This is a genomic window from Enterococcus moraviensis ATCC BAA-383 (assembly GCF_000407445.1).
In the GTDB taxonomy this organism is placed as follows: Bacteria; Bacillota; Bacilli; order Lactobacillales; family Enterococcaceae; genus Enterococcus_L; species Enterococcus_L moraviensis.
In genome coordinates this window covers 671,414-690,738 of sequence record NZ_ASWB01000003.1, presented here as the reverse complement: position 1 = coordinate 690,738, position 19,325 = coordinate 671,414, and the positions used below count along the sequence as shown (strand labels likewise).

14 protein-coding genes and 1 pseudogene are annotated in these 19,325 nt (G+C 34.7%); all 15 read left to right on the top strand.

The features are described from left to right. Positions 1-26 precede the first annotated feature (26 nt). The 15 genes and pseudogenes from I586_RS13320 to I586_RS13250 all read left to right on the top strand — a co-directional run bounded on the left by I586_RS13320 (position 27) and on the right by I586_RS13250 (position 19,320). The gene (locus I586_RS13320) at positions 27-4,922 is read left to right on the top strand and encodes a DUF6531 domain-containing protein (RefSeq protein ID WP_010766666.1); all 4,896 of its coding nucleotides are present in this window, start codon (positions 27-29) and stop codon (positions 4,920-4,922) included. Positions 4,923-4,949: 27 nt separating this feature from the next. After that, a complete protein-coding gene (locus I586_RS13315; protein ID WP_010766665.1) occupies positions 4,950-5,432 on the top strand; it encodes a hypothetical protein in 483 nt (160 codons plus the stop codon). A gap of 104 nt (positions 5,433-5,536) precedes the next feature. Continuing rightward, a complete protein-coding gene (locus tag I586_RS13310; RefSeq protein WP_010766664.1) occupies positions 5,537-10,606 on the top strand; it encodes a DUF6531 domain-containing protein in 5,070 nt (1,689 codons plus the stop codon). Between the two features lie 10 nt (positions 10,607-10,616). Next, the gene (locus I586_RS13305) at positions 10,617-11,297 is read left to right on the top strand and encodes a hypothetical protein (protein ID WP_010766663.1); all 681 of its coding nucleotides are present in this window, start codon (positions 10,617-10,619) and stop codon (positions 11,295-11,297) included. Between the two features lie 387 nt (positions 11,298-11,684). After that, positions 11,685-11,918, top strand: a complete 234-nt coding sequence (locus I586_RS17290; protein ID WP_010766662.1) for a hypothetical protein — start codon at positions 11,685-11,687, stop codon at positions 11,916-11,918. After that, complete coding sequence (locus tag I586_RS17285; protein ID WP_155854792.1) at positions 11,896-12,072, top strand: hypothetical protein; 177 nt, start codon at positions 11,896-11,898, stop codon at positions 12,070-12,072. The genes I586_RS17290 and I586_RS17285 overlap by 23 nt, the downstream gene beginning before the upstream one ends. A gap of 510 nt (positions 12,073-12,582) precedes the next feature. After that, on the top strand, positions 12,583-12,873 hold the full coding sequence (locus I586_RS13295; protein WP_010766661.1) for a hypothetical protein: 291 nt from the start codon (positions 12,583-12,585) through the stop codon (positions 12,871-12,873). 467 nt (positions 12,874-13,340) lie between these two features. Continuing rightward, positions 13,341-14,051: pseudogene (locus I586_RS13290) on the top strand (FtsK/SpoIIIE domain-containing protein); the annotation flags it as partial. 55 nt (positions 14,052-14,106) lie between these two features. Continuing rightward, on the top strand, positions 14,107-14,739 hold the full coding sequence (locus I586_RS13285; RefSeq protein ID WP_010766659.1) for a hypothetical protein: 633 nt from the start codon (positions 14,107-14,109) through the stop codon (positions 14,737-14,739). Positions 14,740-15,352: 613 nt separating this feature from the next. Beyond that, positions 15,353-16,159, top strand: coding sequence for a hypothetical protein (locus I586_RS13280; RefSeq protein ID WP_010766658.1), 807 nt, complete (start codon positions 15,353-15,355; stop codon positions 16,157-16,159). Then, positions 16,156-16,722 carry a hypothetical protein gene (locus tag I586_RS13275; protein WP_010766657.1) on the top strand — a complete coding sequence of 189 codons (567 nt, stop codon included), beginning with the start codon at positions 16,156-16,158 and terminating at the stop codon, positions 16,720-16,722. Before I586_RS13280 ends, I586_RS13275 begins: the two co-directional genes overlap by 4 nt. Before the next feature lie 271 nt (positions 16,723-16,993). Beyond that, a complete protein-coding gene (locus I586_RS13270; RefSeq protein ID WP_010766656.1) occupies positions 16,994-17,173 on the top strand; it encodes a hypothetical protein in 180 nt (59 codons plus the stop codon). 3 nt (positions 17,174-17,176) lie between these two features. Continuing rightward, positions 17,177-17,647: a hypothetical protein gene (locus I586_RS13265; protein ID WP_010766655.1), complete on the top strand. Its 471-nt coding sequence runs from the start codon at positions 17,177-17,179 to the stop codon at positions 17,645-17,647. Between the two features lie 874 nt (positions 17,648-18,521). Then, positions 18,522-18,935 carry a hypothetical protein gene (locus I586_RS13255; RefSeq protein ID WP_010766653.1) on the top strand — a complete coding sequence of 138 codons (414 nt, stop codon included), beginning with the start codon at positions 18,522-18,524 and terminating at the stop codon, positions 18,933-18,935. A gap of 31 nt (positions 18,936-18,966) precedes the next feature. Then, positions 18,967-19,320 (top strand): hypothetical protein, encoded by a 354-nt coding sequence (locus I586_RS13250; protein WP_010766652.1) that lies wholly within the window; start codon positions 18,967-18,969, stop codon positions 19,318-19,320. The last annotated feature ends 5 nt before the right edge of the window (positions 19,321-19,325 follow it).

Sequence of the window (19,325 nt, the reverse complement as noted above, 5' to 3'; positions counted from 1 at the left end):
TATGGATAGAAAAGGAGGAGAAAAAAATGGGAGTTGGAAAAGATCGCGTGTTTCTCTTATCGGCCATCGTCGAGTTAAAAACACAATATGAAACCCTCTTCAAAACCGCTGAACAATTCAGTCACGAAATGGAAGCCAAAGTTTCTAGCGTTCGATCACTAGAAGCTCAAGTACCCTCAGAAGCCAAAAGCGGACGCTTAACTGGGGCCACTAGCGGCTTTAAATTAGAAAAAAATAAATTTCAGGATTTACTCCAAAAACTACAACGAGATGTGGAAAAGCTTCAAAATGATTTACCCACGCTAGATAAAGCAGCCGCGAGTAATGTGTCTGATCTAACCAGCGCGGCCAATGAACTCGCTAGTCTGTTTAAAGAATACCAATCGTTTATCAATGGCGGCTTCACTGCTCAAAGCGTTGATGCCTTTAAAAAATCCTTATCCAAAATGCGCTTAAAAAATGGCATGCGTATGTCTGATGTGGACAAAACACTGAAACGTGTGTCTGAAACCTCTAAAGGCTTAAAAGTAGCCAGTGCCCGATACAGTAAAGATCCAGTCAACCTCACAACTGGAAACTTCAGCGCAGACAAAGAAGATTTAATCATTCAAGGGGAAGTGCCTTTGAGCTTCACCCGTACCTATAATGCCATGGACGAGTACCAAGGAGCTTTAGGGAAAAATTGGGTCCATCCGTTTGAAGTCTGTGTGACCGAAGAAACAGATGAGCTGAAAATCATGATGGAAGATGGGCATGTTGTTTTCTATGAGTTCTTAGAAGAAAACCACTACCATTCTCCCCTATTCCCTAGTCACATTGTGGTGAAAGAAGATACTGGCTATCAGTTAACGACAGAAGACCAAACCCATTACCACTTTAACAAAAATGGTCAATTGATAACTAAACAGACAGAATCTGAACCGAAAATCCGTTTCTCCTACAATTCAGAGCAACGATTGAAAAAAGTAGAAAGTCCTAGTGGCTTCATTCGTTTCCGTTATGATGACACTGGATTACTCACAAACATCAAAGATCAAGCCAAACGAAAAGTAAGCTTCTCCTATGAAGATGATTGCTTGACAGAAGTGAAGTTGCCAAGCAAAGCGATCATCCGTTACGGCTATGAAAATGGCAAACTCACGACAACGACCAATCCGAGAAGGATTGATTTAGTCAAAAATGAATACGACTATCTTTCAAGAATCACGAAACAAACCTTCCCAGATGGCGGAGTTATGACCTATGAGTACGATGACGAAGCGAAAAACATTGTCGTAACCGAACAAAATGGACTAAAAGTCACTTACTATCGAGACAAACACTACCGTAATACGAAAGTCGTTTATCCAAATGGTGAAGAAATCACCACCTACAATGAACAAAATAAACCCACTTCTGTGACCGACAGAAAAGGCAATAAAACACAATACAGCTATGATGAAAAAGGAAACCTAATCAATGTCACCAATCCATTAGGTGAAGTGACCACAATCAAGTATGATGAACAGAATCACCCGATTTATATGAAACAACCTAATGGCGCAGAATATAAATTCACCTATGAAAATGCTAATTTATTAAAAGTAGAAAATCCATTAAACTACTCATCTGAAACGACCTATGATGAACAACATCGACCAGTTAGTGTAAAACAACCCGATGGTAGTCTGATGTGCTTTACGTATGATGAACGGGGCAATCTAGCGAGTATTCAATACCCAAACCAAGGAACAACTCATTATGTCTACGATCACCAAAATCAAGTGATTGAAACCACCAATCCAAGGGGTGCCGTCACGAAATTCGAGTATGATTCAGAAGGCAATTTGACGAAAGTTACAAATGATGAAGGCAATACACGCGAATATACCTATAATAAAATCAATAAAGTGACTGCCGTTAAAGACTTCGATGGGACAACCGTCACACAAGAATACAATGAATTAGGGAAAGTTTCAGCTATCACGAATCAATCTGGACACGTGACAGAGATGGAGTATGATTTGATGTGGAATATCTCCAACATTAAAGAACCCAATGGCGCAGAAACGGCCTATTTGTACAACCAATACAACCAACTAAGTCAAGTCACCAATGCCAAAGGACACAGCGTTCACTATGACTATGATGAAAATCAAAATGTGACGAGCATTCGTTCTCCTAAAGGAGAAGAAACAACATTTGCGTATGATGCCTTAAACCGACGGACAAAGATGGTTGAAGCAGATGGTGCGACCACTCGTTATACCTATACTAAACTAGGTAAAGTCGCAACGATTACGGATGCCTTAAACCATACGACGACCTTTGAATACGATTTAATCGGTCAGCTCGTCCGCCAAACAGATGCTTTAGAAAGTGAACTCACCCTTTCTTACACCTCACTTGGACAATTAGAAGCTGTGACAGACGCAAACGGTGGGATCACGTCTTATGCGTATTATCCAGGTGGAAATTTAAAACAAGTGACCTACCCTGCCGGGGAAACAGAACACTATGTGTATGACTTGAATGACAATGTCATTGAAAAATGGTCAGGGGAAGAAAGTAAAATCACCTATACCTACGATAGCTTAGACCGTGTCACAGCTATTACCAATCCATTAGGCAACTCTCGGAAGTTTTCTTATGATGCTGCCGATCGAATCGTGTTGTATCAAGATGAAACAGGAGCCATTACGGAATACGATTATTCTCCAACAGGGAATCTTACTCTCGTTAAAGATGCGTTAGGCAACGAAACCCACTATGATTATGATATGGTGGGCAATCTAACCACCATTCAACAATACGGCTTAATTGATGCCGAACTGGAAAAAGTGTCTGAACAAAATCGTGTGACACAGTATCAATATGACCTACTAGGAAACGTAACCACTGTCACAGATGCTTTAGGAAACCAAGAACAGTATGGCTATGACGAAAACAATCAGCTTATCAAAAAGACGGATAAAGATGGCTATCAAACTGTTTTAAGTTATAACCAAACAGGTCAAGTTCAGAAATTAAACTATTCCGATGGTAAAGAAGTCCTGATGCAGTATAATCCCTTACGTAAATTGGAAGCGGTGAAAGACTGGTTAGGCACCACTCAAATGCAATTAGATGCTTTAGGTCGTGTAGAAGAAGTTCAAACACCAGATCAACAAATTACAAAATATAGTTGGGACGGTCAAAGTAATCGTACCAAACTAGTCTACCCAGATGGAAAAGAAGTACAGTATGTTTACAATCCTTCTAACAAACTAACAGAACTACACACAGACGATCAAGTCTACCGTTATCAGTATGATGCCCAAGGACGCTTGATTGAAAAATCTTTACCAAACCAAGTGACAACACGCTATGAATATACACCTGCTTCTCAATTAAGTGCCTTGATCCATCAAAAAGAGCAAGAAATTTTGGAAAAATACCAGTATCAGTACGATCCAGCTGGCAACAAACAAGTAATTGAGAAACAACGTCAAGGGTTGACCGAAGACAGCGGACACTACCAGTATCAATACGATGCCTTACAGCGTTTGACACATGTCTCAAAAGACCAAGAAGTCTTACGTCAATACACCTATGATGCGTTTGGCAACCGTACAAGTAAACAAGAATCCACTGGTTCAACAACCTATCAATACAATGCTCTAAATCAACTAGTAACTCAAAAAACAGCACAAGAAACAAAACAATTTAACTACGACCACCGTGGAAACCTTGTGGAAGAATTGATCAACAATCAAGTCGCTAAAGCATTTACTTTTGATGCGACAAATATGATGACACAAGTGACCACTGCATCAGGTGACAAAGCAACGTATCAATATAACGGTTTGAGAAACCGAACAGGTCAAACAGTTGAAAAAGCCAATGAACCATTGAAACAGATTCAATATATTCTAGATTTGACGAAACCATATAATAATTTGTTGGCACGTCAGGTGAATGAAGACACCGAACAGTATTTATGGGATAATGACTTATTGGCAAAGAATGAAGAAGAATACTTCTTGTTAGATGATCTAGGCAGTCCGTTAAGACAACTAACGACTACTGGACAGACTATGGAAGAATATGGCTTTGATGAGTTCGGGCAAGCGTTATTCAACACACCAACAACTCAACCCTTTGGATTTACTGGGTATCAACAAGATGAAGTTAGTGGATTGAATTATGCGCAAGCGAGATACTATGATCAGAAGCAAGGGCGTTTTGTCAGTGAAGATAATATTAAAGGAGCTGCTCCTCTCCCAAAATCACTAAACCCCTATTCCTATGTATGGAATAACCCCCTGATACTTGTAGATTTAGATGGAAATAGACCAGATTCTATTAATGGATCCAATTTTGAAAATGACTGGGCTGGACGAGATATATTATGGCATTATCTTTATGGAGATGGAAAAGATTTGAATCTTGAAGATAGTATAAAGTGGGCTAACTATATGAAAAATAATGAAAACTTGTCAGCACAAATATCTGATAAGATAAAAGAACTATCAAATCCCGTTCCTAACAATTCTTCAATTAAAGTTGATGAACAATTTCCTATGGAAATAGAAAATGGAGAAGCTGTAATAGGTTATCAATATTTACACGGAACAAATGCCGATGCAGGTGGTTTTACTATTGAAGGAACGATTTGGAAAGATAACAATGGGAATATAGAAACTGACTTGAGATATACTTGGAATGACATCATTGATCCCAACTTTACGTATGAAACTGATAGTTGGAAAGCAAATTTCGCTAAAAAAATTCCTTTTGCTAATCCAAAAGATTATCGTATAAAAATTTCTTGGAAAGATAATTCTAAAATGAATGCTAATGGTGACTTCACAAGTGGATGGCTTAAAACAAAATACAACTGGTGGGAAAAATTAATTAATCAATTTGTAGTAGTAGGCCCCACTCCTTGTGGACTAACATAATTCTATAAAAATGAGGAGAAACACCTAATGAAAAAAGTTATACTTTTCTGCAGTAGTATACTCGTTTTATTTATACTAATAACAATATTTATCTACTTTAGATCTTCTAATGTAGATATTCAAAGCCATAATTTTGAACAACTTAAATCAGCTTCTGGAGATTATATTTTAGTACAAGAAGAAAAAAAAGATAAATATGGCGTTGATGGTTATAGTTTTATAATCAAATCAACTAAAAACTTAAAAGATGTATACAAAGATGATGATGACTATTTTAGTAAAAACTCCAGATTCCTTCTTTCTTGGTCTGATGATGAAGATATAGTTTGGGTTTATAGCGGTGATGTTGGTCTTTACTACTGGACTCTAAACAGTGAAGATAACACATGGAAAAAACAACTCTTAAGTCAAAATACAGAAAATCCACCCTCACTTCCGAAAGTATTCAAAAAGGAATTAGCGGAAAGTAGTATTAGTAAAATTTTGAAAGAACGTGGACAATGGAAGTAAATATATACCGTGTTTAAATTATAAATAAGTAAAAGGAAGATAATGTAAAACTGTTATCTCCTTTTTACTTAAAACACAACTAAAGCAGATAGTAGGAGGAAAAAATGGGAGTTGGAAAAGATCGCGTGTTTCTCTTATCGGCCATCGTCGAATTAAAAACACAATATGAATCACTCTTTAAAGCAGCGGAACAATTCAGTCACGAAATGGAATCCAAAGTATCGACTGTTCGTTCATTAGAATCTCAGGTTCCCTCAGAAGCCAAAAGTGGACGCTTAACTGGTGCCACTAGCGGCTTTAAATTAGAAAAAAATAAATTCCAGACATTATTACAAAAACTACAACGTGATGTTGAAAAGCTTCAAAATGATTTACCAACTTTAGACAGAGCTGCGGCTAGTAATGTTTCTGAGTTAACGAGCGCTGCCAATGAACTCGCTAGTCTATTTAAAGAATACCAATCTTTTATTAACGGCGGTTTCACTGCTCAAAGTGTCGATGCATTTAAGAAGTCATTATCTAAAATGCGCTTAAAAAACGGCATGTCTATGTCAAATGTAGACAAGACTCTAAAACGAGTATCTGAAACGTCTAAAGGCTTAAAAGTAGCCAGTGCCCGATATAGTAAAGATCCAGTCAACCTGACAACTGGTAACTTCAGCGCAGACAAAGAAGATTTAATCATTCAAGGGGAAGTACCTTTGAGCTTCACCCGTACGTACAATGCCATGGACGAATACCAAGGGGCTTTAGGAAAAAATTGGGTCCATCCGTTTGAAGTCTGTGTAACCGAAGAAACAGACGAACTGAAAATTATGATGGAAGATGGTCATGTTGTTTTCTATGAATTCTTAGAAGACAACAACTACCATTCTCCTCTCTTCCCTAGCCACATTGTAGTGAAAGAAGAAACTGGCTATCAGTTAACAACAGAAGACCAAATCCTTTATCGCTTTAATACCAAGGGTCAACTAGTGACTAAACAGACAGAATCTGGACAAAAAATTCGCTTCTCCTACAATTCAGAACAACGTTTGAAAAAAGTAGAAAGTCCAAGTGGCTTCATTCGTTTCCGGTATGATGATACCGGGTTACTCACTAGTATCAAAGATCAAGCCAAACGAAAAGTAAGCTTCTCCTATGAAGATGCGTGCTTAACGGAAGTAAAACTACCAAATAAAGCAATCGTCCGTTACGGCTATGAAAATGGCAAACTCACGACAACGACCAATCCAAGAAAGATTGATTTAGTCAAAAATGAATACGACTATCTCTCAAGAATCACGAAACAAACCTTCCCTGATGGTGGTGTCATGACCTATGAGTACGATGATGAAGCCAAAACAATCGTTGTAACCGAACAAAACGGATTAAAAGTCACCTACTATCGAGACAAACACTACCGAAATACGAAAGTCGTTTATCCGAACGGTGAAGAAATCACCACTTACAATGAACAGAATAAACCAACTTCTGTGACCGATAGAAAAGGCAATAAAACACAATACAGCTATGACGAACAAGGAAATCTAATCAATGTCACCAATCCATTAGGTGAAGTGACCACAATCAAATATGATGAACAGAACCACCCAATCTATATGAAACAACCAAACGATGGCGAATATACCTTTACCTATGAAAATGGTAACTTATTAAAAGTAGAAAATCCATTAAGCTACTCATCTGAAACGACCTATGATGAACAACATCGACCAGTTAGTGTAAAACAACCCGACGGTAGTCTGATGTGCTTTACGTATGATGAACGGGGCAATCTAGCGAGTATTCAATACCCGAATCAAGGAACCACTCACTATGTTTACGACAACCAAAATCAAGTCATTGAAACCACCAATCCAACGGGTGCTGTCACGAAATTTGAGTACAACACAGAAGGAAACCTAACGAAAGTTACGAATGATGAAGGCAATACACGCGAATATACGTACAATGACATCAATAAAGTGACAGCTGTTAAAGACTTCGATGGGACAACCGTCACACAAAAATACAATGAGCTAGGAAAAGTTTCAGCGATTACGAATCCATCTGGACACGTGACAGAGATGACGTATGATTTGATGTGGAATATCTCCAACATCAAAGAACCCAATGGCGCAGAAACGGCCTATTTATACAATCAATACAACCAATTAAGCCAAGTCGTTAACGCCAAAGGATATAGCGTTCACTATGACTATGATGAAAATCAAAATGTGACGAGCATTCGTTCTCCTAAAGGAGAAGAAACAACGTTTACGTATGATGCCTTAAACCGACGGACAAAGATGGTTGAAGCCGATGGTGCGACCACTCGTTATACCTATACTAAACTAGGAAAAGTCGCAACGATTACCGATGCATTAAACCATACGACGACCTTTGAATACGACTTACTAGGACAATTAGTCCGCCAAACCGATGCCTTAGACAATGAACTCACCCTTTCTTATACATCACTTGGTCAACTAGAAGCTGTTACAGACGCAAACGGTGGGATCACGTCTTATGAGTATTATCCAGGTGGAAACTTAAAACAAGTCACCTACCCTGCCGGTGAAACAGAACAATATGTGTATGACTTGAATGACAACGTCATTGAAAAATGGACAGGTGAAGAAAGTAAAATTACCTATACCTACGATATCTTAGATCGTGTCACAGCGATTACCAACCCATTAGGCAACTCTCGGAAATTTTCTTATGACGCCGCCGATCGAATTGTATTGTATCAAGATGAAACAGGAGCCATTACGGAATACGATTATTCTCCAACAGGGAATCTTACACTTGTTAAAGATGCTTTAGGCAATGAAACCCACTACGATTATGATACTGTAGGGAACCTAACAACCATTCAACAATACGGATTAATTGATGCCGAACTGGAAAAAGTGTCTGAACAAAATCGTGTGACACAGTATCAATATGACCTACTAGGAAATGTGACCTCTGTCACAGATGCCTTAGGCAACCAAGAACAGTATGGCTATGACGAAAACAATCAGCTTATCAAAAAGACGGATAAAGATGGCTATCAAACTGTTTTAGACTATAACCAAACAGGTCAAGTTCAGAAATTGAATTATTCCGATGGTAAAGAAGTCATCATGCAGTATAATCCATTGCGTAAACTTGAAGCGGTGAAAGACTGGTTAGGCACTACTCAAATGAAATTAGATGCTTTAGGTCGTGTAGAAGAAGTTCTAACGCCAGATCAACAAATCACTAAATACAGTTGGGACGGGCAAAACAATCGAACAAAATTAGTTTATCCAGATGGCAAGGAAGTTCAATATATTTACAACCCATCCAATAAACTAACCGAACTACACACTGGGGATCAGGTCTATCGTTATCACTATGATGCCCAAGGACGCTTGATTGAAAAATCTTTGCCAAACCAAGTGACCACACACTATGACTATACACCTGCTTCTCAATTAAGTGCCTTGATCCATCAAAAAGAGCAAGAAATTCTGGAAAAATACCAGTATCAGTACGATGAAGCCGGGAATAAACAAGTCATCAAGAAACAACGTCGTGGTTTGACCGAAGACAGCGGACACTACCAGTACCAATATGATGCCTTACAGCGTTTGACACATGTCTCAAAAGACCAAGAAGTCTTACGGCAATATACCTATGATGCCTTCGGCAACCGTACCAGTAAACAAGAAGCAACTGGTTCAACAACTTATCAATACAATGCCTTGAATCAGCTAATCAAACAAAATACGCCTCAAGAAACCAAACAATTTAACTACGATCAACGTGGCAATCTTGTGGAAGAATTGATCAACAATCAAGTCACTAAATCATTTACCTTTGATGCGACAAATATGATGACACAAGTGACCACTGCATCAGGTGACAAAGCAACATATCAATATAACGGTTTAAGAAATCGAACTGGTCAAACAATTGAAAAAAACAATGAACCACTGAAACAGATTCAGTATATTTTAGATTTGACGAAGCCCTATAACAATCTTTTGGAACGAAAAGTGAATGAAGACAAAGAACAGTATTTATGGGATAATGACTTATTGGCAAAGAATGAAGAAGAGTACTTCTTGTTAGATGATCTAGGCAGTCCGTTAAGACAACTAACGACTACTAGACAAACGATGGAAGAATATGGCTTTGATGAATTTGGGCAAGCGTTATTCAACACACCAACAAATCAACCCTTTGGTTTTACTGGGTACCAACAAGATGAAGTTAGTGGATTGAATTATGCCCAGGCTAGGTATTATGACCAGAACCAAGGCAGATTTGTGAGTGAAGATGGCATTAAAGGCGTATTGACTTCACCTATGACATTAAATCCATATACTTACGTTTGGAATAGTCCTTTAGATTTAGTAGATAAGGATGGATATTTCCCTTCACTGGGCGATATTGGAAAAGGAATTTCAGATTTTTGGAATAATAATATACATGGGAAGTCTAATACAATAGAGGAGACTCTTCCAGATGGGACCAAGCATGTTACTAGCGAGTCAAGTGGCGGTGGTATACTTGTTGAAACTTCCAAGATATCAATTGATCCTATTACTGGTAAGAAATCCGTAAATGCTGGAGTACAAGTAAATATTCCAATAGACATTTCTATCCCTACTCCTTGGGGAAAAATAGGTTGGTCTAACAAATCTAGCATCTCAGTAGATTCAAGTGGCCTTTCTTCTTTGAAAGCTACCCAAGATCAAAAAGCCTCTTTCACAGATAAACAAGGGAATACGTCTGATATTCATAGAAATATTACTATCAGCAAAGACCCATCTGTTACTCTCGGAGCAGGAACTAAATCGTCAGATGGGAATTTGAATGTATCTGATTTTGGTTTTGATAAAAATGGTTGGACCGGAACTGGTACAACAGGTAAAAGTAAAGGTAGAATGACAGATAAATTGGTTAAATCTATTAGCTCAAAAACTTGGAAAGAATTGTTTGAATATGCTAAAGTACCTGCTAAGGTGCTTGGAGCTGTAGCTCTTACAGCACTTATGGCTTATCTAATAGCAAATGATGCAACTATTATAGGTATCCTAGACGATGCCTTAATCGGTCCAGTTGGAGCGGCACTTTCTAAACTATTACTTCAACTAGGAGAGGCATTTGGTAAAAATCCAAGATTTGCATCTGCTATGAGCTGTAGCTTAGCATAAGGAGGGAACTATGAAAAAAATACTCACTTTTTTACTATTAGGAGGATGTATCCTCAGTTTGCAAGGATGTATTAATTTTAGTGATAGTGAAGGAAATAGTCCAACTAAAGTTGAACGTATTACTGAAGGTGATGAAGACTTCAATGAAGATGATTACATTACAGGATACTATCCAACACTTGCAGAAGCCATCAAACATAATACTTTAGCAGATGGAAAACCTATTGATTTTGAGTTGGTGAAAACCATAAAAATAATTGAAGATGAAGAAAGCTGTATTTTTTATGGAACATTATTTCAAGCTGATGATAGCGGTGAATTTTTTGCAGTCATGAGATTTAGAACAAAAGATAAAGATGGAAAAAAAGAATATTCTAATCCTCTGTCTTACGGACCATTGCCAACCGAATTCATAGACAGTAAATTGCATAAAAATGATAGTGTTATAGAAGAACAAAATATGTTCCTAAATCTTTATAGTAGTACCTATGCCACAAAAACACTAAAAAATCATCCTAATTTTGTATGGTCTCTATCTGCAAAAAAAGAGGTACAAAAAATTAAAGTAAATAATCAAAAGCCAACGGAAGTAATTCCCTTTAAAGTAGAAAAAGTCCAGCTATATTTTTACTACTTCGATGATTTAAAAAATAACACTAAGGATGATGAATTTGTTATAACAATTCAGTAGCTAGAGTGAAAAAACAGTTTAAGTATCTTATCTCAGATACTTAAACTGTTTTCTACCTTTATCACTTATAGATTTAGATGGGAAATTCCCTTCACTTAGATACATTGGAAAAGGTATCGGTGATGCTTTCAATAGTGCTGGGGACTGGTTAGGTAATAATGTATTTGGTACAAGCAATACAGTGGAGATCTCTGCTCCAGATCTGCCAGATATGGATGGAGGGATAGTTTACTCTGAATCATCTAGTTCTAAAACTGAAACAAATGGTGGCGGTATTTTTGTACTCAACAGTACCAATGAAAACGTCGATGGAATATCAATAAATTTACCTTCTTTAGACACTCCTTTGGGAAAATTTGGTTTTGATGGAACAAGTTTAGGAATAAGTTGGGGCGATGCATATCTGTTGATGCCTCTGCATCTGTTGAAGCATTCTCTCATGGAGTGAATGCTGATGCACGTCTTACTATAGGAAACAAAGATATTGTAGGTATTAGCGCTGGTGTCCATAACGAAAATAGTAAATACGGTCTTGGTACCGATATTGGATTATTTGGTGATACAAAATTATTTGGATTTGGTTCAACAACTGATGAAAATGGCATTACCACTACTAAATAAAATAGGTGTAAGATTACCTACATGGGCAGTTGCTCTGATTGCTGCTAGAATCGTTCTTTCACCAGCAATATTAGCAGCTCTAGGGGCAGCAAGCTTACTTTTTCTAATTTTTGGAAATGCAAGTTCTGTTAATGCCAGTAATTGTTTAAATTAAAATAGTTCGTCATTTTCATTTAAAAAATTTGATAGAAAGTGGGAATAACCATAAAAAAATTAGTTAGTAAATATAATACGAATACTTTTCTTATGCTCATTTTTACCAGTCCCATTTTTATTATATTTATATAATAAAAACGGGAACTCGTATAACCTAGTTTTCTTCAGCCTATTTCTATTTATTCTAGTTTTAGTTTTCTTAAAAAAGAAAACTGATAAAAAAATATACGATATTTTACTAGAGCAGTGTGATCCAAAATCATACAAAGAATTTCAAATATTATTAGGCGATAAGAAGAAAAATATTATCTTTTTTAAACAAGAAGAAGCTGTTGCTTGTTACTATCTAGGTGATTTCAAACAGTCAATAACGTTGTTTAAATATATACTACCCAAGTACAAAACTGCAAAACAAAAGATACTTGCTTATTATTGGCAGGGGCTTTGTTACACTTTTCTTGGTGAACAAGAGTTATCTAAACATTGCCAAATTAGGATAGAATCTATTTTGAAATCAGAAAAATTAAAAAAACAAGAACAAGTTGACGGACAATTCTTGTTGAATAAATTGTCTTTGTTTAATAATATTATTTTAGACAAACTTGATAAACATACTGCTCTTGAAAATTTAACTGCTATGAATGAATTATCTAAAATAGAAAAAAATTATCTTTTGGGTGTTAATGAATGGAATAAACAAACTTTTACAAGTACAAATGAATATTTTCATAGAATAGAGCATAAAAACGAAGATCTATTCTATGTGAGAGATGCTAAAAATAAACTAAACTTACATTAGCCAGTTTGAGTTCTTTAGCTGGAATACTCTATTGTCTACTTAAAAATGGTTTCTCTTTTAATTTTTTGGTTTTGTATTGCTTCGAAAATATTTCTAGGCAATAACAAAATAAAAAGAACTATTGAAACAAATTAGGTATGTTTTGGATTTAACGACGCCCTGTAACAATCTATTAGAGCGTAAAGTGAATGAAGATAAAGAACAGTATTTATACTTGTTGACAAAGAACGAATAAGAGCCCTTATTGTTACAGAGTCTAGGTAATCCATTAAGGCAACTAATTTCCATAATGACTTTTATCAACTTTTCAAAAAAGAAAAAATATAAGCACTCCTCACCTTTCAAAGTCAAAAATTACTATTTTAGGTAATTTTTGACTTTTTCTTTTTAAATCAAAATTTTATTCTATCTTTATGTTATCCTTAATATAAAAGATTGAAATACATAGCTTCATTCATCGATAAATCAACGGACCGCATGGTTTAGTCGCTGGAACAACGGATTCTGGTAAATCGGAGATCGTACAGAGTTATATTTTGAGTTTAGCCGTGAATTTCCATCCGTATGATGTGGCTTTCCTACTAATTGACTACAAAGGTGGAGGGATGGCGAACTTGTTCCGTAATCTCCCTCACTTATTAGGGAGTATTGCCAACCTAGATGGCGCTCAAAGTATGCGGGCCTTGATTTCCATCAATGCCGAGCTAAAACGCCGTCAGCGCCTTTTCTCGGAGAATAACGTGAATCATATCAATCAGTATCAAAAATTATATAAAAATGGCGATGTAGAAGAGCCGATGCCTCACCTCTTCTTAATTTCAGATGAGTTTGCGGAATTGAAATCAGAACAGCCTGAGTTTATGAAGGAACTGGTTTCTACTGCTCATATTGGGCGTTCATTGGGGATTCACTTGATTCTTGCGACGCAAAAACCAAGTGGTGTGGTCAATGACCAAATCTGGAGTAACTCGAAATTCAAACTTGCGTTGAAAGTGGCAGATAAAGCCGATTCGATGGAAATGTTGAAAACGCCAGGTGCGGCAGAAATCACCCAAGCTGGTCGTGCCTACTTACAAGTTGGGAATAATGAGATTTATGAATTGTTCCAAAGCGCATGGAGTGGAGCGGATTATCAGCCTGAGAAGGATGACCAACAGATTGAGGATCATACGATTTACTTTTAATACAAGAAACTTATAGATCTTGATAGTGGCTTATAAAAAGGAGAAACGAATGCTTAAAAATAGGAAAATTGATTGTATTCTATTATTTTTACTAACAATTTTGCTCGCATCTTGTCAAAAAACTGATTTGAGTACTGTTACTACATATAGTATTCAAAATATTGAAAATACTTTAACTGAACAACAAAATGATGCAGTAAACAATGGATTTAAAGTAGGAAAATATATAGTATTATTGTCTGAAAATAACAAGAAATCTGAACAAGATATTGCTACTTTTATAGAAAATGACTTTTTTGAAAAAGCATTATTGAAAGCTGAAGCTAGAATTGATCCAAATAAAAAAATTAATATATTAACTTATTCTATGCACTACTCACCTGAGGAAGAACGTTACACATTGGGTGTATTCTTTATTAACTCCTCAAAAGATAATATCAATAGCATAAAAATGTTAGTAAAACCTAAGTTTAAGAACATTAAAGAAAGTGAATTTATAAATGTCCATTTTGAAGGTGATGATTTTCCCAATCTTCCCATAAATGGAGTTTCACCTAGAACTATTTCTGCCAGTGCTCCTATAGAGTATCTTGATAAACTAAAAGAAAATACTGGTTCTGATATTACATTTGAAATTAAAGACCTAGAAATAAATGGAGAGAAGCTAGGCAATGAAAATTGAATGATCAAAGTATCTAAGTAGAAAAAATCCCTATGATGGATTAGTACTAGACAGAAACAATAGTAATGACGGTCAAGAACACGAAATCCATTCCTTTGAAGACTATCAAAAATATAGTAGATATACCAATAAAGATGATTAATTTTGAAAAAACTTATTTAAAATACTAAAGAATGGATAGATTTAAAAATAAAAGCAGGTGCTCTTGCCTTACTATTAGCCTTTTTGGTTGCAGATGACTTTACAAGCATAGGTGCTGTTGTTGATTTTGCAATTGTTCCTGTTCTGACAGCTCTCATGCTCCTTTTAAAGACGCTTTTCCAGAAGATCTGTCAAATCTTAACTGTTCAATTACAACAAAGATGAGGAAATAAAAAAAATGAAGAAAAAACGCTTCAGCCATTACCAAAACCTATTACTAGTACCTCTGAAACTGTAACACATAACTATAGGGAATTGAAATTGAGTCAACTAAAGAATTAAATATCATTTTAAAAGAAGTTCATTCTCAGGGATAAGTAGAAGCAGGAGGCTTGGCTACTGCTGGATCAGCGGCATTATTAGCTCTGATTGTTTTCTTAAATGGAGAAGAAGTATCAGCAGAGGAGGTAACATGTTTAAATTAGAACCAATCTATGAGGAAAAATTGAAAACATACAAAAAAGAGCAACAGAAACGGCTGTTACTACACCTGCCATTAATAATGTTACTTTTTCTAACTATTATGCCCTTTTTTAGAAAAGGAATTATAAATGGGTATGCACTATTGTTAATGATTATCCTTTTTTTCTTTTTAAAGAAAAAGAACTACATTACCTATTCTTCCATAGAAGAGTATAAACAATATTTTAGCTTAAATGCTATTTTACTAAATGACTGTGATGCAGTACTTTGGCTATATTATTTAACAAAGATGAAATTTGATAAACGGAAAAGAGTTTCCATCCAAATCGAATACATCAACGCATTATTATTAACAGGTGAATTTGAGAAAGCATCCAAAAAGCTATCCTCAATAAATCCAAATAAAATATATTCTATTTCAGACTTTGTTAATTACTATATCGTTAAAAATAACCTTAGCTTTTATTTACAAGATATGAATGGATTGCAACAAATAAAAAATGAACTTAGAAATTTAAATTATAAAAGAAAAAGTATTTCATGTAAAATTTTAACGTTAAAAGAATCAAATCAAGCCTATATTGAGTGTTTAGAAGGAGATTTAGATTATAAATTATACATGGGACATAGAAAAATGAGTGCCTCTTCTAATATATCCAAAGTAAACGTTGCATATGTTGCGTATTTAGCATCTAATAACGATCTTGAATATCACAAAAAATGCAGAAATTTTATAGTAAAATATGGTGGAACATGTTTTTTTAAAGAAGTTGTGGAGAGTGATGAGAAAAAATGAAAAAATTTTATTTTCACGACCTAATAAAATATTTTATTCTACTATGTATTTTTTTGACTGGATATTTTATTTTTACTAACGTAACAAAAAAAAGTGTTGATGATACTGTTGTAACAAAATATCCTGTTAAACTTTCAAATAGTATCGCAAAAATTGAATATAGTGACAGTATGGATGCATTCTATAGAATAAAGAATGACTTTGTTTTTCAATCATACAAAGATAAAAATCAGAAAAAATTATTATTTGAAACAAAATCTGACAACTATTTTGACTATAACGCACAGAAAAAGATGGAAAAAGACTTTGGTCTTGAACAAATAATCAAAATAAATGTTGTAGGAAATGAAAACAAAAAGCTTACGCGTCAGCCTTCTTACGGGGTGAGTATTAACCCAGAAGTAAAAATGCTCCACGTAAATGGAAAAAAAGTAGATAAAGTTTTTGATTATGAGTACAAAGGAAATATGTTTTATATCTGGTATTTCAAAGACTTAGAAATTAATTTAGAAAACATCAACACAGAAGATGATTGGGATAATATATTAGTAAAGTTTTCTTGAATTTGGAACTTGCTTGATATCAATGGTAAATTAGGAGCTGCTGCTATGACAATACTTGCTTCGTTAATACCATAATTTTTCCCGAAACAAATGCTTCAGAATACTTAAAATAAAGGAGAATACGATGAAAAAATTTAACCTAAAAATATTTTCTAGCATTTTTTTCCTTACTCTTATTTCCGTTTTTTTCTTCTCTTCAGAAAAAAAACGAAAATAATAAAGGTCTAATGGTAATAATCATTCATATGAAAAAAGAAAGGTGCGGAAAACCATGAAATTTAATTGGACAATCAATTTAAGTGAGAATTCTGAATATAGTTTTGTTTTGATTTCATTAGAAAGTAAACAACATGGAGATAGATTCCGAAAAATATTTATTAAGCGACTTGGAGCCAAAGTTAATTCTAAAGTAGTACCTATTCCAAGTTTAGATTTTGGCTGGGGGTTATAACTCATGATAAATAAATTAAAAAATAAGTGGTGGTTATTCACTATTTTATCAGGTATCTGTATGTACATTGATCCGTACTTTGGTTTTTTTTCTATTTTTATGATAGTTATTCTGTTTTTTGATATAGTATTTTTTGCGGTTATGAAGGGTCATTTTAATATCTTTTCAAAAAAAATAACAGATAGTAACAAGCATATTGTTATAATTAAAAAAGTATTTAATAAAGAAGTACTTTCTTTTAAACTCGGAAAATTATTCACTACTGTTTTTACAGTTCTTTCGATAGTGATCATTTTCATACAAAATATAGAAGCAAAAGAGATACTAACTCCATATTATTTTTCAGCTATAAAAAACAGCTTTGCTTTACAAGTCATTTGTATAATTCTCGCTCTAACTTCAATAATATTCTCTTTTATTCTATTTTGGTTTTATGTAGATTCCTATAAGCAAAAATTAAATCAATTGGAGTAACGAAATGAGACAAAAATTATTAAGCCTATTAACTTTTTTTATATTTATAGTTACATTATTAATCAATGATAGTATTAAATATTACGGATTACTCAGCTTATTTTTATTTCTTCCCTACTTTATTCATACTGTAAATCTAGCTATACGCAAGAGATTAGCAACTAGCGATAGTTATTTAGGACAAGAAGCTCAACGACAACTGAGATTTTTTAAGAGTAAAATCTATAGAATGTTTGTATTAGTTCCAACTATTCTTCTTGGACTAGTATTATTCGTGGTATATATTTTTTTAGTAATTGTTTCAAGTAACTCATTTGAACTACAAAATCTAAGTTTATTATCAATAAGTGGTGCACTTCTGATAGGATTTTTATGGCAATTTTATGTCCAGTTGATGTCATAAATCATGTAACATATCGTATGCATCACCTGATAAAAGGCCAAGATACCAGGAATCTATTTCGCTTGACATCAAACATTACAGCCTTTCAATACCTCAATCTATCACAGTAGCGGTGGCGGTTGGTGAATATAGATTATCATAGAAAATTAGCGTTGGGATAATAGCTAGAGTAACATCTTGATTATTGCCCCGCTTTTTTTATTTTAGGCTACACAAAAAGCAACGCCGAAAATAATCCCTTTGTTACAATAATCGACTAGTAGGTCTTATCTGCACATTTTTTATTCTTTCTTTACGTCAATCACTCATTTTTTTCAAAATCCTTTCCTCTTCTCTATCCATTTATGCTACAATTAGACAGAAATAAGTAAGGGATATACATTTAATAAATAACAGTCATCTCGTTTCTATTGATCAGAATAAACATATTCTCGCTCATTGAAAAATAAAAACAAAAGGTAGGAAAAAAAAGTGGTTGTAGAAAAAGGTAGTTTTTTAGCAACAATGATTAAGATTCATGGAGTAGTTCAATTATGTAGTACGCTAGTTTTAGCATTTCTTGCACTAACTAGACATACAAGTTTTATTTATTATAATTGGAGATTGGTTCAATGGCCGAACTATTTAGCAGTCTTATTGATTCAAGCGGCGATTGCAGTCCTACTTTTGATGAGTTTAAACAATAACGTAAAACGTCGGAAAGCTTGGTTTGCTTGGATAAGTACCTTCTTTTTAGGATTTATCACGATCTCAACAATCCAACAGATCAGTATCCATTCCAATTTAACGATTTATAGCTTGCCAACGTTGATTAGCGGTTTGATTTTAGTCATCGCAACACATCGTTATGTGAAAAAAAGAAAAACATACGGCTCTTGGCTTTAATATTAAATTTTTAATAGTTAGGAATAAAAAAATGAGCATTATCAAGCGAAAAACTGGTGTCTTAGGTGGCTCCTCAAAAATTAATATCGTTATTAATGACAGTACCATTCAAAAATTGAAACACAATGAAGAATACACACTAACAATCAAAGAACCTACTACTATTCAAGTCAAACAATTTGGTTTTGGCAGTAAAAAAGTCGTGATCAAGGAGTCCGATTATGTTGAAATAACAATTAATCCGCTGATTATGATTTTGTATCCATTAGCTATCCTGTTAGCAATCTTGGGTCCTTTACTTTGGTTAAATGCCGCTGGGGTTTTGTTATGTGTGTTTACACTCCTCTATTCATCTAAAAACTGGTTTAAATTAATAATACGATAGCGTAA

Excerpts from the sequence above, each read along its gene's own strand:
- I586_RS17285 (WP_155854792.1), top strand. The coding sequence starts at position 11,896 with ATGGCATTACCACTACTAAATAAAATAGGTGTAAGATTACCTACATGG.
- I586_RS13265 (WP_010766655.1), top strand. The coding sequence starts at position 17,177 with ATGATAAATAAATTAAAAAATAAGTGGTGGTTATTCACTATTTTATCA.
- I586_RS13320 (WP_010766666.1), top strand. The coding sequence starts at position 27 with ATGGGAGTTGGAAAAGATCGCGTGTTTCTCTTATCGGCCATCGTCGAG.
- I586_RS13280 (WP_010766658.1), top strand. The coding sequence starts at position 15,353 with ATGTTTAAATTAGAACCAATCTATGAGGAAAAATTGAAAACATACAAA.
- I586_RS13315 (WP_010766665.1), top strand. The coding sequence starts at position 4,950 with ATGAAAAAAGTTATACTTTTCTGCAGTAGTATACTCGTTTTATTTATA.
- I586_RS13250 (WP_010766652.1), top strand. The coding sequence starts at position 18,967 with ATGAGCATTATCAAGCGAAAAACTGGTGTCTTAGGTGGCTCCTCAAAA.
- I586_RS13285 (WP_010766659.1), top strand. The coding sequence starts at position 14,107 with ATGCTTAAAAATAGGAAAATTGATTGTATTCTATTATTTTTACTAACA.
- I586_RS13305 (WP_010766663.1), top strand. The coding sequence starts at position 10,617 with ATGAAAAAAATACTCACTTTTTTACTATTAGGAGGATGTATCCTCAGT.
- I586_RS13310 (WP_010766664.1), top strand. The coding sequence starts at position 5,537 with ATGGGAGTTGGAAAAGATCGCGTGTTTCTCTTATCGGCCATCGTCGAA.
- I586_RS13270 (WP_010766656.1), top strand. The coding sequence starts at position 16,994 with ATGAAATTTAATTGGACAATCAATTTAAGTGAGAATTCTGAATATAGT.
- I586_RS13275 (WP_010766657.1), top strand. The coding sequence starts at position 16,156 with ATGAAAAAATTTTATTTTCACGACCTAATAAAATATTTTATTCTACTA.